Consider the following 25,934-nt stretch of genomic DNA (forward strand, 5'->3'; position numbering starts at 1 on the left):
CCCGGCTCAGTACCGGTAGTGCTCGGGCTTGAAGGGGCCCTCGACCGGCACGCCGATGTACGCCGCCTGCTCCGGGCGCAGCGTCGTCAACTCCACCCCGAGGGCACCGAGGTGCAGGCGCGCGACCTTCTCGTCCAGGTGCTTCGGCAGCACGTAGACCCCCGTCGGGTACTCGTCACGACGGGTGTGCAGCTCGATCTGCGCAAGCACCTGGTTCGTGAACGAGTTGCTCATCACGAACGACGGGTGCCCGGTGGCGTTGCCGAGGTTCATCAGCCGCCCCTCGGACAGCACCAGGATCGAGCGGCCGGTCGGCAGACGCCACTCGTGCACCTGCGGCTTGATCTCGACCTTCTCGACACCGGGCAGCGACTCGAGCCCGGCCATGTCGATCTCGTTGTCGAAGTGGCCGACGTTGGCGACGATCGCCAGGTGCTTCAGCCCGAGCATCTCGTCGACGCCCACGACGCCGAGGTTGCCGGTGCACGTGATGACCATGTCGACGGTCTCGATGACGTCGGCCAGACGTGCCACCTGGTAGCCGTCCATCGCGGCCTGCAGCGCGCAGATCGGGTCGACCTCGCTGACGATGACGCGGGCGCCTTGGCCGCGCAGTGCCTCCGCCGCACCCTTGCCGACGTCGCCGTACCCGACCACGAACGCGACCTTGCCGCCCATCAGCACGTCGGTCGCACGGTTCAGGCCGTCGGGCAGGGAGTGGCGGATGCCGTACTTGTTGTCGAACTTCGACTTCGTCACGGAGTCGTTCACGTTGATCGCGGGGAACCGCAGCTGTCCGTTCCGCGACAGCTCGTACAGGCGGTGCACGCCCGTGGTGGTCTCCTCGGTGACGCCCTCGATGTCCGCGGCGATGCGGGTCCAGCGGTCGGACGACGTCTCGAGCGACGCCGCGACGGTGTCGAGCACGATCGTCCACTCGGCGCTCGCGTCGGCACCCGCGACGGGAGCAGCACCAGCGGCTTCGGCGTCGGCACCGGTGTGCACGAGCATCGTGGCGTCACCGCCGTCGTCCAGGATCAGGTTGGGACCGGCCCAGTCGGCTTCCACGGCAGCGGCCTCGGCGGTCCAGTCGAAGATGCGGCTGGTGCACCACCAGTACTCCTCGAGCGTCTCGCCCTTCCACGCGAACACGGGGACGCCGGCTGGTGCGTCCGGTGTGCCGGTCGGGCCGACCGCGATCGCCGCGGCGGCTTCGTCCTGCGTGGAGAAGATGTTGCAGCTCGCCCATCGCACCTGCGCACCGAGGGCGACGAGCGTCTCGATCAGGACGGCCGTCTGCACCGTCATGTGCAGCGACCCCGCGATGCGCGCGCCGGCCAGCGGCTGCGCCGCCCCGAACTCCTCGCGCAGGGCCATCAGGCCCGGCATCTCGTTCTCGGCGAGGCGGATCTGGTGGCGGCCCGCCTCGGCGAGCGAGAGGTCGGCGACGCGGTACGGTGCTGCGGTCTGGGCTTCGGTGGGCATGCCCATCAGTCTTCCATGCCGGGAGGCGCGGGTCCCCAGCCGACGTCGGTCACGTTCCACGGGCCTCCCGTGCACCGCCGCTGGTGCGTCGCGGACGCGAGCCGTCAGTCGGTCTCGCGCTGCAGCGGCTCGCGCCGCACCACCTGCCAGCCGCGCGGGACGCGCAGACCGGCGGCGTGCCGGGTGCAGAGGTCGTAGCCGTGCGGTTCGACCCGCGTGGAGAGCGGCCCGACGACGACCATGGAGTCCCCGTAGTCGTAGGTCAGGGTCGCCGAAGCGCTCGCGGCGCACGCGACCTTGCTGCAGATCCTCACGTCCATGTCGACACGGAGCCTAGCGGAGCACCCGGGAGCACCCGGTGCGCGCGTACGATGTGGGGATGCGTCGCAAGCCCCGCCTCGTCACTCCCGTCGACCGCGGTCGAGGCCGGTCCCGGCACGGACGCGGCGGGCGGTCGAGCGTGACCGGTCCCGAACTCGCGCCGATCACGACCCGCGCCGAGGCCTTCGACCGCATCGTCGGCGACAGCGCCCACTACCTGATCGGGCTGTGGCCCGACGAACTGGCGGGCGTGGTGTTCCAGGTGGCCGACATGCCGACCGATGCCACCTTGCCCGACGCGATGCCCCGGTGGCGGATCGACCGCGACACCCGCAGGGTCACCGTGTTCCGGATCCCGGTCGAGCGGGTGAACCGCAGCCCCGAGAAGGACGACGCGGACCGGCGGATCATCATCGAGACGGCCGTGTTCCGGGCCGTCGGCGAGCTGATCGGCAAGGACCCGTGGGACCTGGCGCCGGAGCGCTACCGCCACTGGTGACGCCGCGGCACCCGGAGGCGCCGCACCGTCCTCGGCGTCAGGGGTAGACCCGCACCGGCGTGGACACCTGGGTCGAGGGCCGCACCGGGAACCCGGCGATGCCGTCGTCTCCGAGGTAGGTCACACCGGCGACGACACCGTCCGTCCCGGAGAGCGACAACTGCTTCGCGGTCTGCACCGGGACGGTCGCCGTGGCGCCGGACAGCAGCTCGACCGTGCGCTTCTCGTCCCCGGAGCGGATCGTGACCGTCCGGTCCTCCTGCGTGGGGTTGACGAGGTTCAGGCGGACGCCCTCCCCCGGCGCCACGGCCGTGATCACCCGGTCGCCGAGGGGCTCGGCCGAGGCGAACCAGCCGAGGTCGCTGCCGTCGTCCGCCGTCGGGGTGGTCGTCCGGGCACCGGCGACGACGGGCTGCGTCGAGGTGACGGTGAACGAGTACCGGCCGTCCGGGAAGTCGTCGAGCGCGACGTCGGTCACGACCCCGGGCTCGGCGGTGGCGTTGACGGTGGTACCGCCGCCGTCCGCCGTGGAGATGCCGAGGGTGACCCGAGCCGAATGCGTGCCGGGGACGAACAGCCGGACGACGGGGGCGGCGTCCGCGGTGTCGTCACCACGCTGTGCCTCCTGCGCACCGGCGAGCACGACGCCGGGGATGACCTGCGACCGCGACGGCGCGGCGCCGCCGGAGACGATGTCGTAGCCGCCGGGGGTCAGCGTGCGGACGACGGTCTCCTGCATGTGGGCCACGATCTGCCCGCCTGAGGACGACACGTGCACGACGGTCGATCCCTGGTCGGACACGAAGCCGGACAGCGGGACGACCTTCTGGGTGTTCGGGGCGACGACGATGCCGGTCGTGCCGGGGGCGCTGACCGTGCCGGCGCCGTCGTAGATCGCCAGGTCGACGGTGGCGTTCACGTCCGTCGGGTTCGACAGGGTGACGAGGCTGGTGCGCCCGGTCTCCGTCGAGCCGCCGACGAGCCAGGTCGACTGCGACGGGTCGTCGCACGACGCCGCGCCCGCTCCCACCAGGTCGCCGCTGGACACGCTCTGGTAGCTGCTGCCCGCGACCTGGGGCGTGCTGTCGCCCGCAGGGGCGGTCAGCAGGCGCGGGTCGCTGCCGCCGGTCGACGACGGGTCGAGCGCGGACCGTTCGACGGTCGAACCGGTCGTCGCCGTGGACACGGTCGCCGACCCGACGGTGCTCGCCTGGGTGGCGTCGTTGCCGGAGTCGTCGGACAACCGCAGGGCGCTGCCGGCGCAGACGCGCTCGGCGTCGGCGGGCACCGGGGTGACGGTCCGGCCGGCCGGGCGACCCGGCTCGGCTGCGGTGCCGTAGGCGTGCGCAGCCGTGACGGCGCCGGCAGCGACGACGACGGCGATCGCGGTCGCGGTGCCGCGGACGACCCAGCGTCGGACGGAGCGGGTGGTGGTGCTCATTCGTCGCGCTCCTCGTCGAAGGTGGTCGCGGGTTCCTCGGCCTCGATGACGTTCGAGGTGGCGCGGCGGCGGCGCGGGGCCGTCGGCACGGCGAGCAGCGCCGCCGCCCCGAACACCACGCCGAGCACGACCAGGTAGAGGACGTGCGTGGCACGGGCCGCGGCGGACCCGGTGGTGGTCCGGTCGACGTCGCCCTCGTAGTGGAACAGCTGACCGTTCGTGGTCTCACCGATGCTCGTGAAGAGGGCGTTCTGCCCGATCGCGCCCGCGGCCCGGTCGTGCACCGTCTGCGCCTCGGGGTCGTCGCCGGCGTCGTCGAGCAGGACGAAGCTGATGCCGAGTTCCTGCAGCGCCGGTCGTGGGTCGTAGCCGCTTCGGCTCGCCAGGTTGCCGGCGAGCGTCGTCAGCCGGGCGCCGGACTCGCTCAACCGCAGGGCGGTGGCGTCGAGGGTCGACTGGTCGTCGAGGGTGGCGCCCTGTCCGCGTTCGAGCGCGACCGCGAGCGACCCGTCGTCCTGCGGCACCACCACGAGCGTGCCGACGTCGGGGTTCGCCTGCGCCTCGGCGTTCACGTACGCGCTGAGCACCCGGCCGGTGGTCGGCTGGATGGCGGCGTTGCCGAGGTAGAACGCGGCGAACGCGGGGGCCACCGCCACACCGGCGAGCACCGTCGCGACGAGCCCGGTGACCGGTGCGGCCTTCGGCAGCACGTCGATCCCGATGCAGGCAGCCACGACGATCGCGAGCCAGTACACCGACAGGCCGCTGCCCGGCCACACGATGGTGGTGGTCGACCCGACGCCGGTGACGGCCACGTGGGTGGCGGCGAACGCCGTGCCGAAGCCGAGCAGTGCGACGACGAGCGCCGAGCCGGCGACGGCCCAGCGGTGTCCGAGCATCGCGCCGATGGCGGCGGCGGCGATCGGCACGGCCAGGACGGCCATCACGATCGGCAGCCACGTGCCGACGGCGGCGAGCCCGGACGTTGCGGGCAGCCACCCGCTCCAGTCCGGCAGCGGCTGTCCGATGGCCAGCTGCAGCGCGGACGGCGCCCGGGTGGCCGAGGGGACGCCGGGGTCGGCGAAGACGGCGAGGACGTTGCCGCGGGCGACCTGGGCGAGGACGAGCGGCAGGAAGAGCACCGCGGTCGGCACCGGGATGAAGGCCCGACGGTGTGCACGGCGCCACCCGACGACGAGCGCGACGAGCCACGCGACCAGCAGGACCGGCAGCACCGACGGTGCCGAGGCCGCCGCGACCGCGAACAGCAGCGAGGCGCCGGACGCCCACGCCCACGAGCGGTGTGCCTCGAGCACGGCGACGAACAGCCACGGCAGCACCAGGTGCGCGATGACGGCGCCGAGGTGACCCGTCGTGACCGCGCCGACGAGCGAGGGCGCGATGGCGTACAGCGCGGCCCCGATCACCGGAACCCACTTGCGGGTGGTCACCTTGCGGACGGCGAACCACGCGCCGAGCGCGGACACGGGGAAGGCGACGAGCATCACGAGCACGACGGACGTCGAGGGCGACCAGAACACGATCGAACCGAGGACCGCCAGCACGGCGGCGAACGGATCGGAGGGGCCGGTGAACCCGGTGCCGAGGGAGTGCCAGCCGTACCCGACGTTCTGCCAGAGCTGCCCGACGCTCGTGCTGAGGGGCAGCAGGCCGCCGCCGGTCAGCGCCGGCGAGCCGAGCAGGGGGTAGAGCGTCACGACGCTCAGGACCGCCGCGGCCAGCACGACCCAGATCCCGCCGTCGCCGAGGAACGACGCCCGTGCGATCGGTGCGTCCTCGACCCGGGCGAGTTCCACGTCCCGCGAGGTGGTCCGGTGCTCGTGCACCCGACGCCAGCTGACCCGGAGCGGTTCGACGGCGGCCCAGCCGAGCTTCTTCGTGCGGGCGAGGTTCCGACGCGCCCGACCGGTGCCACCGCCGAACGCCACCGCGAACGCCGCGGCGAGCTCGGGGACGACGGCCGCCGGGTGCTTGGCGACGAGGTGGCCGATCGCCCGGCCGACCGCGAAGGGGACGAGGGTGAGCCAGTGCAGCCAGAGCAGTCCACCCGGCGCGTAGGTCATCCGGCGGTGCAGCTGCGCCTGCCGGTGCATGCGGACACGGCGGGCCTCGGAGACGCGCTTGCGGCCGAACTCCTCGACCGGACCGGCGGTGGTGACCTTCGCCTCGGGGACCACGGCCACGCGGTGCCCGGCCAGGCGGACCCGGACGCAGAAGTCGAGGGCGGCGTCGACGTCGGGCAGCGCCGGGTCGAAACCGGCGAGCTCGGTCCACACCGAGCGGCGCACGAGCATGCCGCCAGCGGCGACGCCGAGCACGTCGGTGTGCCGGTCGTGCTGGCCCTGGTCGAGCTCGTCCTGCACGAGGCCGATGGAGCGGCCGAAGCGCGTCATGCTCTCGCCGAACGCGCGGATGATGGAGGGGTCGTCGTCGGCGACGAGCTTCGGACCCGCCACGACCACGGACGGCGCGATCTCGACGGCGGAGAGCAGGTCGGCGAGCGCGGTCGGCGCCGGTGCGTTGTCGTGTCCGAGCAGCCACAGCCACTCGTCGACGGGCTCGTCCGCGACGGTGGGCGGAGCCTCGCGCTCCCCGCGGGCGACGGCCTCGCCGAAGGGGCGTCCGGCCGGCAGGCGCAGGAGCTCGGCGGACCCGCCGAAGGACAGTCCCGCGGTGGAGCCGTCGGTCGACCCGACGTCGACGACCACCAGGTTCTCCGGGTGGCGGGTCTGGGCCGCGAGTGCGTCCAGGGTCCGGTCGAGGTGGGCCGCTCCGTTGGCGGCGACGAGGATCGCGGTGACTCTGGGCTGCATGACGGGCGTCACTCTACGGTCTGGAGGCACGGCGTCCGCTGCGGACGGCGGCGCGCCGTGAACCTGTGGGCGCGCTCACCGCGCGGTGCGGGACCGTCAGGCGCGCTTACGCAACTTGCGACGCTCGCGCTCGGACAGGCCGCCCCAGATGCCGAAGCGTTCGTCGTTCTCGAGTGCGTACTCGAGGCACTGCGCCCGGACCTCGCACGACGTGCAGATCTTCTTCGCTTCGCGCGTGGAGCCGCCCTTCTCGGGGAAGAACGCCTCCGGGTCGGTCTGTGCGCACAACGAGTCGACCTGCCACGCGAGCGGGTTCTCCTCGTCGTCCGTCTCCGGCCGTCGAACACCCGGGACGCCGAGCGCCACGGGGTCGACGTGCCAGTCCTCCGGAACTCCGGCGTGGAAGTCGGAACTGTTCACCCTGATCACCCCTGACGTCTCGATAACGGGACCACAACGATTGAAGTCGTTGCCTGTAATTACAGCGGTGTCATTCGCCTGAGTCAAGTCGCGGATCATAGAAGGCACTGACCGCTTCGGCGTGTCATGTCCCCCGTCTGGGCGTGTCGCACCCGGTCTGTCGGGGTTTCGGGGGACAACTGACACGTCCTCAGCCACTAGGAGGCGCTGCGGCGGGCCTCCCACGCACTCGTGACCATCTCGTCCAGGGTGTGGCGCATCGCCCAGTCCAGGTCGCGCGTCGCGGCTTCGCCGGTGGCCACGATGCGCGCCGGGTCACCGGGGCGGCGGGGAGCGACCTCCGGCTCGAAGGCGATCCCGGTGCCCTTCGCCATGGCGTCCATGATCTGCCGGACGCTCACACCGTCGCCGCTGCCGAGGTTGTACGCCTGCTCGAGCGGCTCCCCCGCCTCGAGCTTCTGCGCCGCGACGGCGTGCGAGTGCGCGAGGTCGGCGACGTGGATGTAGTCGCGGACGCAGGTGCCGTCCTCGGTGGCGTAGTCGTCGCCGTTGATGCGGGGCGTGCGGCCGGCCAGCAGTGCGTCGAACACGAGCGGGAACAGGTTGTGCGGGCTGGCGTCGTACAGGTCGGGCTCGCCGGACCCGACGACGTTGAAGTAGCGGAGGGAGGTCGTCGTGAAACCCGCGGCGACCTCCATGTCGCGCAGCAGCCACTCGCCGATGAGCTTCGACTCGCCGTACGGGGACTCGGGTGCCTTCGGGGTCGACTCCACGACGACGTCGACGTCCGGGGTGCCGTACACCGCGGCGCTCGACGAGAAGACGGCCTTCGTGACGCCGTTCTCGGCCATCGCACGGAGCAGCGTCGCCATGCCGGTGACGTTCTGCTCGTAGGTGTGCAGCGGACGCTCGACCGAGACGCCGGCGTACTTGAAGCCCGCGACGTGCACCACGCCGGTGACGTCGTGCTCGCGCAGGGTGCGGGCGACCAGCTCGCCGTCCAGGATCGTGCCCTCGACGAACGGCACGTCGTCCGGCACGAACGCGCGGAAACCGCTCGAGAGGTCGTCGAACGCGACCGTGTCGATGCCGGCCGAGCGCAGTGCTCGGACGACGTGGGACCCGATGTACCCGGCACCGCCGGTGACCAGCCAACTCATGGTCGCCACGCTAGCGGACGGACGCGGCGCCCCGGTGGCGGCGTGCGGGACCGCGCCAGGGCGTGCGGCTCCGCGCTACCGACCGGTGGCGATGAAGACCGTCGACGTGACGCCGTTCGACGAGTCAGCCTCCACCGTGACGTCACCCTCGTCCGGCGTGATGAAGCAGGACTCGCCCTTGCGGAGCAGCGTGGCGGACGTCGCGCCGACGAGCGTCACGACGCCCTCGGTGCAGATCGCGATCGACGGTCCGGTCAGCGGAGCCACGCCGCCGGTGCTCAGTCCGACCGGTCGTCCGTCCCCATCGACCCGCAGCAGCGCGAAGCCGACGCCCTCTGGCGCGAAGCGGTCCACGCCGGGGGCCAGGCGCTCGGGCTCGAGGACCGGTGCCGGGTACGCCGTGAAGTCGAGCACGTGCAGGAGTTCGGGCACGTCGACGTGCTTCGGCGTCAGTCCCCCGCGCAGCACGTTGTCGGACGGCGCCATCAGCTCGATGCCGAGGCCGTCCAGGTAGGCGTGGATGTTGCCGGCGGGCAGGTACATCGCCTGCCCCGCGGTGAGCGTCACCCGGTGCATGAGCAGGGAGACGACGATGCCGGGGTCGCCGGGCCAGCTCGTTGCCAGGTCGCGGACCGTGGCGGTGTTCGGCGTGAGCAGGTCGTCGTCGAGTGCCATCGCGAGGTCGCTCGCCGCCTGCACGACGGCGAGCGCGGACTCGTCGGCCGTCTCGAGCCAGCGCACGGTGTCCTCGAGGCCGTGCTGCAGGTGCACCTCGAGCGGGCCGAGCCGACCACTGCCGGCATCGAGCACGCGGACCTCGGCCAGGGTCTCCTCGACGGGGCGGAAGCCGCTCAGGGCCTCGAACCGCTCGCTCAGGGCGACGACGAGCTCGGGCTTCGGGAACGGGTCCTTGTAGTTGCGCGCCGGGTCGTCGACCGCGATGCCCTCGCGCTCCTCGCGCGCGAAGCCGGCCTCGGCCTGCTCCGGTGTCGGGTGCGCCTGCAGCGAGAGGGGCGCCGCCGCCGCGAGCACCTTCAGCAGGAACGGCAGCCCGGTGCGGTCAGCGCCCAGGGCGTCCTGCGGCTCCGCCTCGATCCAGTCGCGCAGGGTGTCGGCGCCGCCGACCATCGCCGGGTTGACGACCACGCTCGGGCTGCCGGCGTGCGCACCGAGCCAGAGCTCGGCCTGCGGGGCGCCGGTGACGGTGCGCCCGAGGAGCTCCGGGATCGCGGTGACCGAGCCCCAGGCGTAGTCGCGGGGGGTGTTCGTGATGCCGAGGAACATGGGCCAGAGCCTACCGGCGCGACGCGCGACACTAGAATCTCCGCGATGTCTGCACGCACGGTGGAGTCGCCGACCCGAGGGTCCCTCCGCACCTCGTCCCCCCGCACGACCGACCCGACCCGATGGGACATCCAGGGCCTCCGCGCGTTCGCGGTGCTCGCCGTCGTGCTCTACCACCTCTGGCCGAGCAGGCTCCCCGGTGGGTTCGTCGGGGTGGACGTGTTCTTCGTCATCTCCGGCTTCCTCATCACGGGGCACCTGCTGCGCGAGCTGACCGCCACCGGCCGGATCGGTCTCGCCGGCTTCTGGGCCCGACGTGCGAAGCGACTGCTCCCCGGGGCCTTCCTGACGATCGCCGCGACGGGGACCGCTGTGCTGATCTGGGTGCCCAGCGCACTGTGGGGCCAGTACGGCCGTGAGCTCATCGCCTCGACGGTCTACGTGCAGAACTGGCAGCTGGCCGCCGACTCGGTGGACTACCTGGCGCAGGGCAACCAGGCGTCCCCGTTCCAGCACTTCTGGTCGCTGTCCGTCGAGGAGCAGTTCTACATCGTCCTCCCGCTCCTGCTGCTCGCCGCACTGTGGAGCGCCCGCCGTCTCCGTCGGGGCGGGGTCTCCCCGGTCGTGGTCGCGCAGGTGCTGCTCGGCGCCGTGGTGGTGCTGTCCCTGGCGTGGAGCGTCGTCCAGACCGAGACCGCATCCGGGGTCGCCTACTTCTCGACGGCGACCCGGGCGTGGGAGTTCGCGCTCGGCGGCCTGGCCGCGACGATCCCGCTGGCCGCGCCCCGCACCGGCCCGGCCCGGTCCGTCCGGGTCGTCGGCGCGTGGCTCGGCGCTGCCGGCCTCGTGGCGTCGTTGTTCGTGATCACGGCGGCGACCCCGTTCCCCGGCATCGCGGCCGCGCTCCCCGTGGTGTCCGCCACGCTGGTCGTGCTGTTCGGCGGCCACTCCGGGTTGCAGCGGATCGGACGGATCACCCCGATCGGGTTCCTGGGGCGCATCTCCTACGCCGTGTACCTGTGGCACTGGCCCGCCGTCGTCCTGCTGCCGATCGTGCTCCGGCACGAGCTCACGACCAAGGACAAGGTCGCGATCTTCGTCGGCGCGGTGGTCGTCGCCTCGGTCACGACGCTGTGCATCGAGGAGCCCCTCCGGTTCTCCGGCTGGGTGCGCGCACTCCGCCCGCGCCGGGTCGCTCTGTACGGGGCCCTCAGCACCGTGCTCGTCGTCGCGCTCGGCGCCGCGTCGCTCACCGCACTCCACGTGCAGCAGGTGCAGGCGGCCGAGTTCCAGCAGCGTCTGAGCACCGGAGACGTCCGGTGCTTCGGTGCCGCCGCACTGATCTCGTCGGCCGACCCCTGTGTCAACCCCGCCCTCGCGGACGTCCGGGTGCCGGCCGCCTCGAACGCCCTCGACGACGACTCGAACCGGCCGGCGTGCTGGTCGAACGACTCGAGCGCGTTCAACGTCTGCGCCCTCGGTCCGAAGACCGGGTACACGGAACACCTGATCGCGATCGGCGATTCGCACAACAACGTCTTCGTGGACACCTACGAGAAGATCGCGAAGGCCCGGAACTGGCGCATCGACGTCGCAGGGCACCAGAGCTGCTACCTCACCACCGCGGTGCAGAAGGCGAACACGGAGAAGCAGGTCGACGACTGCGCCGCCTGGAAGCAGAACGCGATGGCGTACCTCCGCTCGCACAGCGACCTGGACGGCGTGATCGTCACGCACTCGACCGGCAACGGACCCGTCGTGCCCGCCGCTGGACAGTCGGACGCCGATGCCGTCGTCGACGGCATGGTGGCGGCCTGGCAGGCTCCGGCCGACGCCGGCATCCCGATCCTGGCCCTCCGCGACAACCCGACGGCACGCCCGGACGTGGTGGCCTGCGTCGGCCAGATGTCCGGTCCCACGACGAGCGAGTGCGACTCGAGTCGCTCGGTCGGCTTCAGCCTGTTCGAGGGCTCGGAGCAGGCGGCGGCCCGGATGCCCGGGAAGGCGCGCGTGATCGACCTGTCGCGCTACTACTGCACCGACACGATCTGCCCGGCGGTCATCGGCGGGGTGCTCGTGCACCGGGACCGCACCCACCTGACGAACACCTTCGCGACGACCCTGGCGCCGTACCTCGGCGACGAGATCGCCAGCACGCTCGCGGCCTTCCGGGAGTAGCGGCCGCCGATGAGCACGTACCCTGGCGTCGTGACGAACACCTGGCCGCTGTCGCGCGGGACCGTACCCGAGCGCGAGGCGTTCGCCTTCGGTGCGACGCTCCTCTTCGTCCTGTTCGCCGGGGACGCCTTCCCCAACACCCTGACCTGGTTCGGCGCAGCGGCGGTCTGGGCACTCGTCGCCGCGTGGGGCGTCACGATCCTGGTCCGCGCGAAGCCGCCGCTCGTCCGGACACCGTGGGCGCTCTGGTTCTTCCTCGCCTGGTGCCTGGTGTCGGTCGTCTGGTCGCACTGGCGCCCGGCGACGCTGGCGAGCATCGCCGCGCAGGTGATCTGTGCCGCGATGGCGTTGGCGGTCGCGTCGACCCTGACCTGGCGTCGCATCCTCGACGCGATGAGCCTTGCCTTCCGCTGGGTGGTGATGGGCTCGCTCCTGTTCGAGGCCGTGGTGGCGGTCGTCGTGCGGCACCCGATCGTGCCGGTCTGGACGGACTACGGCGACCGGGACATCCCGGACGCGTTCTACTTCTCGCGCGCGGAGCTCCTGACCGGCGGTCGCATCCAGGGGCTGCCCGGCAACGCGAACCTGCTCGCGATGGTCGCGCTGCTCGCGGCGATCGCCGTGGCGGTGCAGTTCGCCGAGGGGCGGATGCGTCGCAACCGTGCCGTCGCCTGGCTGGTCGTCGTCGGCGCCGTCCTCGTGCTGACCCGCTCGTCGACCGTGCTCGCCGCCGCGGTCGTGGTGGCGGTCGTGCTCCTGGTCGCCCTCTGGATCCGGCGGGTCCCGACCGGACACCGGACCCCGCGCTACCTGGTCGTGCTGGTCGGCGCGGTCGTCGCCGCAGGCGGAGCGTTCGTGGCGCGAGGGACGGTGTCGGAGCTGCTCGGCAAGGGTGCCGACGCGACCGGTCGCGGGGACATCTGGGCCCGCGTCCTCGGACTCATCGACCAGCACCCGGTCGTCGGGTGGGGCTGGATCGGCTACTGGTGGCCGGACGTCCCCACGCTCGCCGACCTTGCCCACCGCAAGGGTGTGACGTACCTGCAGGCCCACGACGCGTACCTCGACGTCTGGATGCAGACCGGCATCATCGGGCTCGTCCTGTTCGCGCTGTACGTCGTCACCACGCTGGACCGCTCGTGGTCGTCGGCCACCCGGATCGGGTACGACGCCACGCAGTCGCCCAGGCCGTTCGACCCGGTGTCGCTGCTGCCGTTGCTCGTCGTCGTCGCCCTCGTCGTGCAGTCCGTCGCCGAGTCACGCCTGCTGTACCAGGGCAACTGGGTGTTGTTCGCGCTGATCGCGATCAAGACCCGGATCGTCCTGGTCGGCGAGGAGCCGCTCTCCGCCGGCGACGGCCCACGCACTCCGTCCGCGCGACGCGAGTTCCGTCTGCCGACCGTGCGCTGACGCCCGCCGTCAGTGCTCGAGCAACCGGGCGCACGGCACCTGTGCGGACCACGGCACCTTGCGGATCGCAACGCTCCGTGTCGGGTCCCCCGCGCACGCCTCGATCGCGGCGGGCACCTGCGTCGCCCACACCGGGCCGTCGCTGCGCCGCGTCGGGCCGGGTGCGACGTTGCCCAGCGTCGCGACGACCACGACCGCGACCACGCACCAACCGGCCAGCGCCCGCCCGGAGCGAGCCGGGCCTCCTGACCGGGATCCGCCGTGCGCCGGCCGTGCGCCGTCGGTCGCGCCGCGCCCCCGACCGAGCAGGACGCTCGCTGCGACCACCGCCGCGGCGAGCAGCAGCAGCCCGGAGGCGGCCGCGTACCGCAGTGGCGGCACGGCAGCCAGCCCAGGCGTGGGGTGTGCCCATGCCTGCACCTCGCCGGCGTTGGCGACGAGCGCCGCCCACCAGACGCCACCGGAGACCACGGCGAGCGCCAGGACCGTCCAGCGTGCCCGCCAGGACCCGACGACGACCGCGGCGACCAGCGCCGCGGCGACCAGGAGCACGGGGACGAGCACGGCGCCCCAACCGTGCGTGACGACGACCCGAGCGACCGCGCCGACGTCCGGCGACCAGATGCCCGCGACCGGCTGCAGCAGCCACCCGGCGACCACGTCGGCGAACGCCGGGGCCCCCGGGGCCCGCGACCGGTGGTCGGTGACAGCGGTGACGATCTGCGCAGCGCCGCCGGCGAGGGCGACGAGCGTCACCGGGACGGCGCGGGGCCAGGCCCGGACGCCGGACGCATCGCGCAGCGGGAACCACGCGAGGAGCAGCATCGGCAGGAACAGCACGGTCTGCAGCTCGGTGAGGACGACGAAGCCGGTCAGGACGGCGACGATGCCCGACGCCCACCACGACCGTGCCCGGTACGCGAACAGCCAGGGGCACGCGAACAACAGGAACCAGTGCAGGTTCGCGACGTTCCCGCTGATCTCGTGGGGCGCGAGCGGCAGCAGGGCCGGCAGCGCGGCGAGCAGTGCCCGGAGCGGCCACTGCGGCACGACGTCGCGCGCGAGCAGGAACACCGTGAGGGCCACCGCGCCGACCACCAGGCACGCAGCGGCGGACAGCGCACGCGCGTACTCCTCGACGGGCAGCGCCCACGCGGCGTCGACGAGCAGGCGCGGCACGAGGTGCAGGTACCCGGCGTAGGGGTGCAGGAGGGAGTCCACGGGCCCGAGCGCGAGCCGCTCGCGCAGGAAGACACCGCCGTCCTCCGCCCACGCGGTGCCACGTGTCACCGGCCCGAGACGCCACCAGGCGAGCGAAGTCGTGGCCAGGCCGACGATGACCGCCGCTGCCGCACGGAGCGTGCCGGAACGGCGGAGGGTCGTGGTCACGGCACGCTGCATCGTGCGACGACGCTAGTCGAGTCATCGCGTATCAGCCATATCGACGCTCCGCGATGACCTCGCGCCGAGGTCCGTGCACCAAGATGGACTCGTGACCGACGGACGGCTGACGCACCACGTGCTCGCGCGCCGCTACCTCTCCGCCTGGATCGGGTTCTCCGCCGGCGGGCGGTTCAGCCAGGCCCTCGCCACGGTCATCGTCCTGTTCGCGTTCGGGCAGCCGACGGTGGGGGCCCTGGTCGGGCGTGCCGGCGTCTGGGCCGTGCTCGTCAGTCTCTTCGTCCTGGCCGGTCTGAGCCTGCTCGGGCAGCGCTACCGGATCGAGTGGCACGGTGTCCTGCCGCTCTCGCTCCTGGCGTTCGTCGGGTACTGCGCGCTCAGTGTCCTGTGGAGCGAGTACTCCTGGGTGGCGCTCCGCGGGCTCGTCGCCACCGTGTGCTTCATCGGCCTCGGCCTGTACCTGGCGCTCGGCCGAGACCTCGTGCAGCTCATCCGGGCCTCCGGTGACGCCTTCCGGATCCTGCTCGTCGCCGGGCTCGGGCTCGAGGTCCTCTCCGGCCTCGTCCTCGACCTGCCGATCCCCGCGTTCGGCATCCAGGGCAACATCGCGTACGGCGGTCCGATCCAGGGCATCGGCGGAACCCGCAACTTCATGGGCTTCATCGCGGCGATGGCACTCGTCACCTTCGTCGTCGAGTTCCTGACCCGGTCGGTGACGCGGTGGCGCGCGATCGGCTCCACCGCCCTCGCCGTCATCGCGCTCATGCTCGTGCAGTCCCCCATCACCGGCCTCGCGATGATCGCCCTCGCCGTGACCGCACTCGCCCTGTGGTCCCTCCGGCACGCCCGACCGACGACGCGGCCGGTGGTGAACGGCGTGCTCGGTGGGACGGTGCTCCTGATGCTCGTGGTGGGCGTGCTCGCCCGGCACCGCGTGCTGGCGGAGATCGGGGCAGCCGGCGGGACGGCGACCCGCCTGGACCTGTGGTCGCAGATCCGCGTGTTCGTCGGGCAGTTCCCGATCCAGGGGTGGGGGTGGGTCGGGACGTGGCCGCACGAGGCCGTGGTCCCGTACGTGACCTTCATCGACCCCGCCGGGCACCGGTTCACCTCGGGGCTGAACGCGTTCATCGACGCCTGGCTGCAGATCGGGCTCGCCGGCACGATCCTGCTGGGCGTGACGGCGCTGCTCGCCTTCGCCCGCGCCTGGGTGACGGCGACGACGTTCCCCGGCGTGGCCTACGTGTGGCCCGCCGCGGTCCTGGTGCTCCTGGCGGTCACGAGCACGGCCGAGAGCTACCTGCTGCACGGCGCCGGGCTGATGGTCTTCGTGGCCGTGCTGGTGATCGCCGCGCGACGTCGGTCGTGGCGGCGGCACCTGCCGCGCGGCTGAGTCCGCGCGGCGTGTGTCGATCGGCACACCGCACCCGTGTGCCCTCCCCGGAGTTGCACCGTGCACCTAGACTGCCGGAGACCGTCAGGGGGACGGTCCACGAAGTTGGGAACCACCACATGCGTCTGCACCGTCGCCTCGCACTCGCCCTGACCACCGCGCTCGTCGCCACCGCCGTCGCCGTGGTCGTCCCGGTCACGACCGCACAGGCCGCGGCACCGACGACCGGTCGGTACACGCCGATCGACACGACCAGGGTCTGGTCGGGCGGGCTCACGACGACGCCGAAGGTCGTCCGGATCGCCGGGAACGCCGGGGTCCCCGCGAACGCCACGGCCGTCGTCGTCAACGTCGAGGTCGCGAAGCCGACCGTCGCCGGGTACGTGCGCGTGACCCCCGCCGGCAAGGACGCCACCGTCGCGACGCAGGACTTCGCCGCCGGGCAGACGATCGCCAACCTGGTGACCGTGCGGCTGGTGAACGGATCGATCCAGGCGAAGCTGTCCGCCGGCACCGCGAACGGCTACTTCGACGTCGCCGGCTACTACGCCGACGGCTCCGGCGCGACGTACACCCCGCTCGACGCGGCGCGGGTGTTCAGCGGCACCGTCGGCACGACACCGGTCCCGGTCCCCCTCGCCGGCCTCGCCGGCGTCCCCGCGGACGCCACGGCCGTCGCCGTCAACGTCGAGGTGAGCGGCCCCACGGCGGCGGGCTACGTCCGGGTGACGCCCGCCGGCCAGGACCCGCAGGTCGTCACGCAGCTGTACTCGGCGGGGCAGTCGCTGTCGAACCTCGCCATCGTCAAGCTCGTCGACGGTGCCGCGCAGGTCAAGCTCTCGAAGGGCACCGGCACGGTCTACATGGACGTCGCCGGCTACTACTCGAACGCGTCGACCGGCTCGGTGTTCGTGCCGATCGACACCACCCGCGCCTTCGCCGGTGCCGTGTCGACGACCGCCGGCACCATCCGGCTCTCCGGCACCGCCGGCGTCCCGGGCACGGCGACCGCGGTCGTCGCGAACGCCGAGGTCACCAAGCCGACGACCGACGCCTACCTGCGCGTCACCCCGGCCGGCCAGGACCCGCAGGTCGCGACCCAGCTCTTCGGTGCCGGGTCGCCCGTCGCGAACCTCGTGATGGCCAAGGTCACCGGGTCGAGCACCGACCGCCGGGTGCAGGCGAAGGTCTCGAGGGGCTCGGCGCAGCTGCACCTCGACGTCGCCGGCTACTTCCTGGACGGCTCGAGCGGCACCGGGTTCGGCGCCGACGTGTCCTGGCCGCAAGGGGGCTCGTCGTCGAACTACCCGGTGGGGCAGGCCTTCGGCATCGTCGGTGTGAACCACGGTCTCGCGAACAACACCAACGACTTCCTCGCGCAACAACTCGCGTGGGCCGGTGGCTCGGTGGGCGGCACGTCGCAGCCGAAGACGCAGCTGTACGTCAACACCGCCAACCCGGGTCAGTACTTCAAGGACCACCCGTCGAACTCCCGCGCCTCGTGGCCGACGAACAACGTCGACCCGAGCGGCGCGACGGCGCGGAATCCGTACGGCACCTGCGTGCCGGGCGACGCTGCGCTCACATCCACCCAGTGCTCGTGGATGTACGGCTGGAACCGCGCCTACGACGATGCGCAAAGTCGAGGCGTCGCATCGCCCGGCTCCTACCGGTGGTGGCTCGATGCCGAGACCGACGGCTCGTGGCAGAAGACGGCGGCGCTCAACCGCGCGACCCTCGAGGGCATGACCGCGTACTTCGTGAGCATCGGCGCGACCGCCGGCGTCTACTCGTCGCCGTCCGAGTGGAGCACGCTCTTCGGCACCGTACCGAGCAGCAGCACGCTCTACCGACTGCCGAGCTGGATCGCCGTCGGCGCGGACGGCGTCGCGGCCGCCCAGAAGGCCTGCTCGGCCGGTGGGCTCACGGCCGGCAGCCAGGTGCGGATGGCCCAGTACGTCGTCGGGAACCAGGACTACGACGTCAGCTGCGTCTGAGACGCGACCGGTGACGGACAGGAGGCGCGGTGCCAGCTGGCACCGCGCCTCCTGTCCGTCGCACCGGATGCGTCAGCGACGCGAGCCGCGCCAGCGGCCGAACCGACGCTGCAGCCCCCACCCGGTGACGCGGACCACGGCCTCGACCACGACGGAACGGCTCATCTTCGAGGTGCCGTGCACGCGGTCCCGGAAGCGGATCGGCACCTCGACGATCCGGCCGCCCAGGTCGGCGACCCGCAGCGTCATGTCGACCTGGAAGCAGTAGCCCTTCGAGTCGACCGAGCCGAGGTCCATCCGCGCGATCGTGGCCGCCCGGTAGGCGCGGAACCCCGCCGTGACGTCACGCACGTCGACCCCGAGCACGATCCGCGCGTAGGCGTTCGCACCGCGGCTCAACGCCAGGCGATGCAGCGGCCAGTCGACCACCGACCCGCCCGGCACCCACCGCGAGCCGATCGCCAGCGCGACCGTCTCGTCGGCACGGACCGCATCGAGCAGCGCCGGGAGCCGGTCGGCGGGGTGCGACCCGTCGGCGTCCATCTCGACCAGGACCGGGTACCCGCGCTGGAGGCCCCAGCGGAACCCGGCCACGTACGCGGTACCGAGACCGAGCTTGCCGCTCCGCTCGAGCAGGTGCACGCGCGCGTCGGCCCCGGCGATGCCGCGGACGACGTCCGCGGTGCCGTCGGGACTGCCGTCGTCCACCACCAGGACGTGCGCCGCCGGCACCGCACCGAGCACGGCCGCGATCACGGCACGGACGTTCTCGGCCTCGTCGTAGGTCGGGATGACGACGAGGGCCGCGGCGTCCGCAGCGGTCACCGGTTCTGCAGGCGGCGCTTGATCTTGCCCGCGACACTGCGCGGGCCCTCGGTGCGGAAGTAGTGCACCGCGCGGCCGACGTCGTACCGGACACCCGAGAGCTTCTTGCGCTCCGGCACGCGGACGCGCATCTGGTGCGACTCGACCACGGCGACCGTGTCCCGCACCGACTTGTCGGCGGCGCGGACGGGGTTCCGGCAGAAGTCGACGAGCGGCGCCAGCACGTTCTCCCACGTGAACTGCTCACGGATGCGGTCGACGTTGCCGATGAACTCGGCGCGCGCCTTCTTGTCGAAGAGCGCCGTCTCGAGGGCGTCGGCGAGGCTGTCGACGTCCTGCTCGTGCACGGCGACACCGAGCTTCTCGGCAGCGACGAGGTCACCGAAGGAGTCGCCGGCGGTCGTCACGATGGGCAGGCGTGCCCACAGGTAGTCGAGGATCCGGGTGCGGAACGAGAACGTCGTCTCGAGGTGCTCGTAGTGCGTCGAGACGCCGGCGTCGGCCTCGAGCAGGTAGGCGCCGCGCTCCTCGTACGGGATCCAGGCGTCGTTGAAGAACACGTTCTTGCCGGTGAGTCCGAGGGCGTCCGCTTCGGCACGCACCTTGGCGACGATGTCCATCTCGGGGACGTCGGGGTTCGGGTGCTGCACGCCCATGAAGAACAGCTTGACGTTCGGCTTCCGCTCGGCGAGCTGACCGATCGAGCGCACGAGGGTGATCGGGTCGAACCAGTCGTAGATGCCGCCGCCCCAGACGACGAGCTTGTCGTTCTTGCCGATGCCCGGCACGACGCCCTTGACCCGCGGCTGGTCGTGGACCGGCGGGGTCGAGGACAGGCCGAACGGCACGACGCCGATGAGCGAGCGCAGGTCGGGGTCGCGCGAGTAGGTCCGGGCGTTCACCCGGCCGGAGCCCGCGAGCTGCCCGAGCCAGAACATCCGCTGGCGCTCGGACGCGCAGATGAAGTAGTCGCCGAGCTCGAGCTGGTGGTTCAGGGTGTCCGAGGCGTCGAGGATCTGCCGGTTCCACTGGTCGACGTCGTCGCTGCGGCCCTGCTCGAGCTGCTCGAGGTGCAGCGGGTCGTAGACGTCGACCACGAGGATCTTGCGCGTCGACTCGAGGACCGGGAACAGCCGCAGCGCGTGCCCCTGGACGATGATGACGTCGGCCCAGGCCTCGTGCTCGACCATCTGCCGCGGGTGGCGGTGCGGGACCGTGACGACGTCGTACGACGGGTCGATCGGTGACGAGCGGGTCAGGCTGATGACCCGCACGTCGTGTTCGTTCGCCAGCTGCTTCGCCATCTGGGTGGCGCGGATCGCCGGGCCGGCCATCTTCTCGCCGATGGAGTCCCCGGTGATGATGAGGATGCGACGACGGGTGCCGACGTCGAGCACGCCGAGGGAGTGCACGATCTTGTCGTAGCCGGCCAGGTAGTTCTCGATCGGGTACGCCGGCTCGTCGCGGTTGCCGAACAGGCGGAGGAGCTCGCGGTCGCTGCGGACCCGGCTCGCCTGGATCTCGCGGCGCGACTCGGTCATCGACGGCAACTGCTCGACGAACTGGTCGACGCCGTAGATGCCGGCCATGCTCGTCTTGGGGACCGGGATGGTCGGGACGCTGTCGTCACCGGGGTTGCGCAGGTCGAGCGACGTGGAGTCGAGCTCGCCGCGGCCCACGGCACGGCGGACGGCGAGTGCCAGCGAACCGGGCAGCGCGGCGGCGAGCTGCTCGTCGCCGAGGTTCTTGTAGAGCGTGAACAGGGCGTTGCGCTCGAGCAGGTACGTCTCGCGGAAGTCCCCGAACTTGTTCATCGAGGCGTGGTGCTTGTGGAAGGCGACCGACTTCGGCTGGTAGCGGAACCGCCAGCCGAGCAGGTTCAAGCGCCACCCCAGGTCGACGTCCTCGTAGAACATGAAGTAGCGGTCGTCGAAGCCACCGAGCTGCTCGAAGAGCTCGGCGCGGACGAACATCGCCGCGCCGGTGCCGAAGAGCACGTCGGTCTCCGACTCCCAGCGCCCGGTGTCCGGCGACCCGGCGAAGGGCTTGTAGCCCATGCCGTACCAGGTCATCGCGGCCTCGGTGAAGTCGACGTTGACGCCCTCCCAGTCCAGGACCTTCGACGCCACGGCGCCGATGTCGGCGCCGGAGGCGAAGGTCGCCATCGCCTCGCGCACCCAGCCGGTGTCGGGACGCGCGTCGTTGTTGAGGAAGGCCACGATCTCGCCGGAGGAGTGCTCCACACCGAGGTTGCACCCGCCCGTGAAGCCGAGGTTCGCACCGGAGTCGATGAAGGTGAAGTCGAGGTCGGAGGCCTTCAGCCGCCCGACGTGCTCAGCGCCGGAGCCGTTGTCGACGACGATCACCTCGAGCCGGTCCTGCGGCCAGTCCTGCTTGCGGAGCTCGGCGATGCTCGTCAGTGTGTCGTCCGTGCCCTTGTAGTTCACGAGGACGACGGACACGACTCCTGGCTTGCGCTCTGTCACGGCGAGTTCCTCCAGTTGCTGCCGCGCCTGTGGCACGGTTCGGTGATCCGGCCGTCGGGGATGCCCGGCAGCCGACAACACCCTACAAGGCACAGCACGGCGCTCGGCCGAGGCGGGCTGCGCTTCGGGCACAATGGCACGGTGATGCACCACGCGATCCCGTCCTCCCCCGTCTCGTCCCCCCTGGCCGCCGAGTACGCGGCGATCGCCCGCGGCGACCACGCGTCGGGGTCGAGGGGGACGATCCGCTTCGCGGTGTCGACCGACGACACCACCGAGGGGAAGGGCGACCTGTTCGTCGCGCTCGGGCTGGCCCGGGCGCTGCTGGCCGAGGGCTGGGGGGTCGACCTCTGGCCGATCCACCGGTGGGCCGAGGACGTCCCCGAGGACACGGCGGTGCTCGTGAGCATGATCGAGTCGTTCGTCCCCGGACTCGTGCCGGCGCGGACCGCCACGGTGGCCTGGGTGCGGAACTGGACGGCGCAGTGGGCCAGCGCGCCGTACACCGCCGGGTTCGACGCGGTGTGGACGTCGTCGTCCATCGCGCGCGACGCACTCGCCCGGGTCGTGGACGTGCCGGTCGAGGTGGTCCCGATCGGCGTCGACCTGGACCTCTTCACCACCGACGCGGACGGGACGACGCCGCCGCGGACCGACCGCACCGTCACGACGGTCAACTTCTGGGGAGCGCGCCGCGGTGTGCAGGACGTGCTGCAGCAGGTCGCCCCGCCCGAGCCGATCGTCTGGTTCGCCGCGAACGTCGAGCACGTCGACGCTGCCCCCGGTGTGGAGCTCCGACCGGCGGTGTCGTACTTCGCCCTGCCTGCGGTGTACCGCGCCGCCGCGTTCGTCGTCGACGACGTCATCGAGCCCGCAGCCGCGTTCGGCACCCTCAACTCACGGCTCTACGAGTCGCTGGCGTGTGGGGCACTGCCCGTCACCTCGTGCGCGCTCGGCCTCGACGAGCTCGGACTCGCCGACGTCCCCGTCTTCACCGACGCCCTGTCCCTGGAGCGTGCGATCGCGATGCCGACCGCCGAACGGGACGCCCTGGTCGCGCGGCTCCGCGCCGTCGTGCTGGCGCGGCACTCCTACACGGCCCGCGCCGAGCAGGTCGGCCCGTCGCTCGACGCGGCGATCGCGCGCGCCGCGGCACGGACCGGTACCGGCGATCCCGTGCTCCGCTGGGCCGCGCAGCAGCGCGAGGTGCTCCGCGCGACCGAGCAGGAGCGCGACGTGCACCGTGCGGGGGTCGAGGACATCAACCGGCGACTCATCGTGTCGGAAGAGGCGGTCGCCGTCCTCGACCGGGCACGCAAGGACGCCGAACGAGCGCAGCACGACGCCGAGGCCGAACGCGACGCGATCGCGACCCGGTACGACGCGCTGACGCACTCCGCCGAGTTCCGGGTCCTCGACCGCCTCGGCGGGGTCGCCCGCGCGCTCCGCCGACGCGCCTGACGACGCCGGAACGACTTCGAGCCCGGAGCGGCTCCGAGACCGGCCGCGCGCCCGGGACGGGACGCAGCCGGACGGAGGCTCCCCACCGGGCACGGCCGGTCCACCGCCTGCGCGTCGCCCCGGGACGGCGGTGCAGACGGACGGGAGGCTCCCCACCGGGCACGGCCGGACCGCCGCTGGCGCGTCGGCCCGGAACCGGCCGGCGTGGGCCCAGGTGCCAGCTGGCACCGCGCCTCCCGTCCGTCTGGTGGCCCCGCTACGAGACGGTGACCGTCTTCGTCCCGAAATCCTTGTAGGCACTGCCCGGGAGCTCCTGGTACCAGACCCGCACGGTGTGCTTGCCCGGCTTCACGCCGGTGAGCGTGACCGCGAGTCCGACGTCGGAGCCCCAGCCCGGGTGCACCTTCTCGACGTCGGCACGGACCGCGTTCGCGCTGCCCGCTGCCACTCCGGCACCGTCGAGGTGGATCTTGTACTTGACCGGGTTGAACGTGTCGGGGTCGATGGCCCAGCCCTTCACGGCGACGGTCCCCTTGCCCCCGGTCGCGGCGTCGTACGCCCCGTACACGGCCCCGGTCTTGCCCGTCGCCGCCGGTACGGCCTCCTTGACCGTCACCGACTTGGTGCCGAAGCTGACGTAGTTCCCACCGGGCAGGTCCTGGTACCAGACGGTGACCGTGTGGGTCCCCGCCCGCACGCCCGTCAGCGTGACCGCGAGCCCGACGTCGTCGCCCCAGCCGGGCTTCGCCGCGCCGATGTCCGTGCGGACCGCGCTCGCGCTGCCCGCCGTGGCACCGACGCCGTCGAGGTGGATCTTGTACTTGACCGGGTCGTACCGGTCCGGGTCGATCGCCCAGCCCGTGACGGCGACGGTGTTCGGTCCGGCGGTCGCCTTCTCGAACGCACCGGTGACGGCGCCGGTCTTCCCGGTGGCGCCGCTCGACGGCGGGGCGGCCACGGTCACGGTCTTCGTACCGGCACTGACGTAGGTGCCGCTCGGCAGGTCCTGCCACCAGACGGTGACCGTGTGCTTGCCGGGCTCGATGTTCCCCAGGGTGGTGGCGAGCCCGTGCGACGCGCCCCACTTCGGGTAGTCCTTCGCCACGTCGCTGCGCGCCGCGCTCGCACTGCCGGCCGCCACGCCGACGCCGTCGACGTGGACCTTGTACTTCACCGGTGCGTAGGTGTCCGGGTCGATCGCCCAGCCCTTCACCGCGACGGTGCGGACACCGCCGGTGACCGACTCGAAGCCACCCTTCACCGCTCCGGAGGTCCCGGTCGCCGCCGTGACGGTCGTCACCTTCTGGGCGACCTTGACCCAGGTCGCCCCTGGCTTGTCCTGGGTCCAGAGCGAGACCGTGCGGGATCCGGCGGCGACCTTCTGGATCGTCCTGGAGAACCCGACGGTGGAGCTGGCACCCGGGTACTTCGCGGCGATGTCGCTGCGCGTGACGTCGGCGGTCGCGGCGATCGCGCCGACCCCGTCGACCTGCACCTTGTATGCGGTCGCGGCGGACGAGTCGCGGTCGAGCGCCCAGCCGCTCACGGCGATGGTGCTGGTCCCGCCGGTAACGGTCTCGAGGCTGCCGACCGGGGCCGAGGCGGGTACGGTCACGTCGCCGCAGTTGAGCAGGGTGTTCGCCCCCGCGCCGACGTTGATGCCGAACACGCACACGGTGTGTTTGCCGGGCGTCATGCCGGTGAGCGTCGTCTGGAAGCCGTGCCGGGTGTTGTTCGCCCCGAGCCGCGAGGCCAGGTCGGTCCGGTCGGCGTTCGCCAGGACCGAGGCCTTGCCCACGCCGTCCACGTAGAACTGCGCCTTGATCGGGTCGGTCGTGTCCGGGTCGGCGGTCCAGCCGCGGACCGCGATGGTGCCGCCGACGCCGCCGCTCTGGGAGTCGATGTAGCCGATCGGCGAGGATCCGCCGGTGGGCGAGCCGAACCAGTCGGTGTACATGCGCCAGAAGTTGCGGTTGCCGTAGGCCGAGCACGAGTCGCCGGAACCGTAGAGGTTCGACATCGCTGCGGCGTTCGGGGTGTACGGCGTGTAGATGTACAGGGCCGCGGTCGCCTGGTTCTTGATGTTGACCGTCTTGCGGCCGCACGCGGCGTTCGGGTTGTACAGGATCGCGTTGTTGCGGCCCGCCTGGTACGCCCACGACGTCGGCGAGGCCTGGTAGCGCTTGAACTGCAACGCCGCGGCGTACACCTGCTGTCCGAACCCGAAGTACGCGGGGTCGCACGGTGCGGTGTCCGGGCACGCGAAGCCCGTGGCGTGCAGGTACATGTAGCTCGTCGGCGAGTTCGTCGCGACGATCCCCTGCTCCTTCTGCAGCAGGACGAGCAGGACCTTCTGGCTGATCCCGCACGCGGCGCCGACCTGGGCGATGATCGTGGCGGCCGACTTGCTGCCGCCGGCGATCGCCGAGCAGCGGTTCGGGACGACCCCGATGGCGCTCATGTTCTGGGTGAAGTTCTTCAGGCAGGCGGGGCCGCCGGACGCCTGCTTGCAGTTCGGGGCGACGCTGTTCAGGAACGACTGGACGGCGGAGCCGCTCATCGCGCTGCCGTTGTAGAAGTTGGCGTCGCTGATGATGTTGCCGGGGTCGAAGTTCGCGGCGACGGCGGCGGACGCCGACTCCGTCGTGGTCCGCTCCGACACGATCGTGCCGATGGTCAGGCCGCTCACCGCGATCGCGAGCGCGGCGACCATGCCGAGCACCGAGCGCAGGGGACGTCGTGGACCGTCGTCGGTCAGGATGGAACGCATCACGGCACCTCCGCCGTCATCGGTTCGGACGTGGTCGACTTCGACCCGACCGAGTACTCGAGGGTGATGGACCAGGTCCCGGTGGACACCTGGCTCGCGGGGAACGACACCTGCGCGCAGTTCACCGAGGACGCACTCGCCTCGGCCCTGCTCGTCAGTGTGCGGGTGGTGCCGCCCTTGGTGGCGACGAACGTGCACGTGCCGGACGTGTCCGTCGTGCCGGAGACCAGGCCACCCGCCTGCAGGGTCTTGCTGGCGGTGTCCCAACCGGAGAACGTCACGAGCGCGGTGGCCGGGAAGTCCGACGGGTCCGTGTCGGGCTCGTTCGTCTGGCCGCTGCCGGGGAACGCCGTCGGTACGTCGTCGTCGGACGGTTCCGCGGTCGGCTGGCCGGACGTGGTGGATGAGGGGGCCGACGACGGCGCCGAAGCGCTCGGCGAGGGGCTGACGGTCCGCGTCGGACTCGCCGTGGGGCCGGGATCGTCGCCGGCGGAACACCCCGCCGTGAAGAGACTGAGCGCACCGACCACCGCGAGCGCAGCGATCGACCGTGGAACTTGCTGCATGCT

18 protein-coding genes are annotated in these 25,934 nt (G+C 72.0%); 6 read left to right on the forward strand and 12 right to left on the reverse strand.

Annotated elements, in window-relative coordinates; translation table 11 throughout:
* Positions 1-6: 6 nt before the first annotated feature.
* The gene (ahcY, locus tag EDF40_RS04465) at positions 7-1,485 is read right to left on the reverse strand and encodes an adenosylhomocysteinase (protein ID WP_123339072.1); all 1,479 of its coding nucleotides are present in this window, start codon (positions 1,483-1,485) and stop codon (positions 7-9) included.
* Between the two features lie 104 nt (positions 1,486-1,589).
* Positions 1,590-1,805 carry a DUF3499 family protein gene (locus EDF40_RS04470; RefSeq protein ID WP_123338977.1) on the reverse strand — a complete coding sequence of 72 codons (216 nt, stop codon included), beginning with the start codon at positions 1,803-1,805 and terminating at the stop codon, positions 1,590-1,592.
* 59 nt (positions 1,806-1,864) lie between these two features.
* On the opposite strand from EDF40_RS04470, the gene EDF40_RS04475 reads away from it, so the two are divergent.
* Complete coding sequence (locus tag EDF40_RS04475) at positions 1,865-2,305, forward strand: metallopeptidase family protein (RefSeq protein WP_123338976.1); 441 nt, start codon at positions 1,865-1,867, stop codon at positions 2,303-2,305.
* Positions 2,306-2,342: 37 nt separating this feature from the next.
* On the opposite strand, the gene EDF40_RS04480 is transcribed toward EDF40_RS04475, so the two are convergent.
* From EDF40_RS04480 to manA, 5 genes are all read right to left on the reverse strand, one after another.
* Entirely contained in the window at positions 2,343-3,746 is a 1,404-nt protein-coding gene (locus EDF40_RS04480; RefSeq protein ID WP_123338975.1) for a DUF5719 family protein, read from the reverse strand.
* Positions 3,743-6,580: a glycosyltransferase family 2 protein gene (locus tag EDF40_RS04485; RefSeq protein WP_123338974.1), complete on the reverse strand. Its 2,838-nt coding sequence runs from the start codon at positions 6,578-6,580 to the stop codon at positions 3,743-3,745. The genes EDF40_RS04480 and EDF40_RS04485 overlap by 4 nt, the downstream gene beginning before the upstream one ends.
* A gap of 96 nt (positions 6,581-6,676) precedes the next feature.
* A complete protein-coding gene (locus tag EDF40_RS04490) occupies positions 6,677-7,009 on the reverse strand; it encodes a WhiB family transcriptional regulator (RefSeq protein WP_395862573.1) in 333 nt (110 codons plus the stop codon).
* A 188-nt stretch (positions 7,010-7,197) separates the two neighbouring features.
* Positions 7,198-8,160 carry a UDP-glucose 4-epimerase GalE gene (galE, locus tag EDF40_RS04495; protein ID WP_123339070.1) on the reverse strand — a complete coding sequence of 321 codons (963 nt, stop codon included), beginning with the start codon at positions 8,158-8,160 and terminating at the stop codon, positions 7,198-7,200.
* A gap of 75 nt (positions 8,161-8,235) precedes the next feature.
* Entirely contained in the window at positions 8,236-9,444 is a 1,209-nt protein-coding gene (gene manA, locus EDF40_RS04500) for a mannose-6-phosphate isomerase, class I (RefSeq protein ID WP_123338973.1), read from the reverse strand.
* A 45-nt stretch (positions 9,445-9,489) separates the two neighbouring features.
* On the opposite strand from manA, the gene EDF40_RS04505 reads away from it, so the two are divergent.
* On the forward strand, positions 9,490-11,622 hold the full coding sequence (locus EDF40_RS04505; protein WP_123338972.1) for an acyltransferase family protein: 2,133 nt from the start codon (positions 9,490-9,492) through the stop codon (positions 11,620-11,622).
* Positions 11,623-11,631: 9 nt separating this feature from the next.
* Complete coding sequence (locus EDF40_RS04510; RefSeq protein WP_123338971.1) at positions 11,632-13,032, forward strand: O-antigen ligase; 1,401 nt, start codon at positions 11,632-11,634, stop codon at positions 13,030-13,032.
* Between the two features lie 9 nt (positions 13,033-13,041).
* Here the strand turns inward: EDF40_RS04510 and EDF40_RS04515 are convergent, their stop codons facing one another.
* Positions 13,042-14,421 (reverse strand): hypothetical protein, encoded by a 1,380-nt coding sequence (locus EDF40_RS04515; RefSeq protein ID WP_148053799.1) that lies wholly within the window; start codon positions 14,419-14,421, stop codon positions 13,042-13,044.
* Positions 14,422-14,524: 103 nt separating this feature from the next.
* Between EDF40_RS04515 and EDF40_RS04520 the strand changes: the two genes are divergently transcribed.
* Complete coding sequence (locus tag EDF40_RS04520) at positions 14,525-15,826, forward strand: O-antigen ligase (protein ID WP_123338969.1); 1,302 nt, start codon at positions 14,525-14,527, stop codon at positions 15,824-15,826.
* Positions 15,827-15,945: 119 nt separating this feature from the next.
* Positions 15,946-17,823 (forward strand): hypothetical protein, encoded by a 1,878-nt coding sequence (locus EDF40_RS04525; protein WP_123338968.1) that lies wholly within the window; start codon positions 15,946-15,948, stop codon positions 17,821-17,823.
* Between the two features lie 72 nt (positions 17,824-17,895).
* Here the strand turns inward: EDF40_RS04525 and EDF40_RS04530 are convergent, their stop codons facing one another.
* Both EDF40_RS04530 and EDF40_RS04535 read right to left on the reverse strand, forming a co-directional pair.
* Positions 17,896-18,648, reverse strand: a complete 753-nt coding sequence (locus EDF40_RS04530; RefSeq protein WP_123338967.1) for a polyprenol monophosphomannose synthase — start codon at positions 18,646-18,648, stop codon at positions 17,896-17,898.
* Positions 18,645-21,356 carry a glycosyltransferase gene (locus EDF40_RS04535; protein WP_395862388.1) on the reverse strand — a complete coding sequence of 904 codons (2,712 nt, stop codon included), beginning with the start codon at positions 21,354-21,356 and terminating at the stop codon, positions 18,645-18,647. The genes EDF40_RS04530 and EDF40_RS04535 overlap by 4 nt, the downstream gene beginning before the upstream one ends.
* On the opposite strand from EDF40_RS04535, the gene EDF40_RS04540 reads away from it, so the two are divergent.
* Positions 21,279-22,595 carry a glycosyltransferase gene (locus EDF40_RS04540; protein WP_260212605.1) on the forward strand — a complete coding sequence of 439 codons (1,317 nt, stop codon included), beginning with the start codon at positions 21,279-21,281 and terminating at the stop codon, positions 22,593-22,595. The two genes, EDF40_RS04535 and EDF40_RS04540, sit on opposite strands and share 78 nt — an antisense overlap.
* 256 nt (positions 22,596-22,851) lie before the next feature.
* Here EDF40_RS04540 and EDF40_RS04545 read toward each other — a convergent pair whose 3' ends face one another.
* Together EDF40_RS04545 and EDF40_RS04550 are read right to left on the reverse strand one after the other, a co-directional pair.
* Positions 22,852-25,365 carry a hypothetical protein gene (locus tag EDF40_RS04545; RefSeq protein WP_123338965.1) on the reverse strand — a complete coding sequence of 838 codons (2,514 nt, stop codon included), beginning with the start codon at positions 25,363-25,365 and terminating at the stop codon, positions 22,852-22,854.
* Positions 25,365-25,931, reverse strand: coding sequence for a hypothetical protein (locus EDF40_RS04550; protein ID WP_123353878.1), 567 nt, complete (start codon positions 25,929-25,931; stop codon positions 25,365-25,367). The genes EDF40_RS04545 and EDF40_RS04550 overlap by 1 nt, the downstream gene beginning before the upstream one ends.
* Positions 25,932-25,934: the final 3 nt, after the last annotated feature.

The sequence above is a fragment of the Curtobacterium sp. PhB170 genome (assembly GCF_003752345.1).
Taxonomy (GTDB): domain Bacteria; phylum Actinomycetota; class Actinomycetes; order Actinomycetales; family Microbacteriaceae; genus Curtobacterium.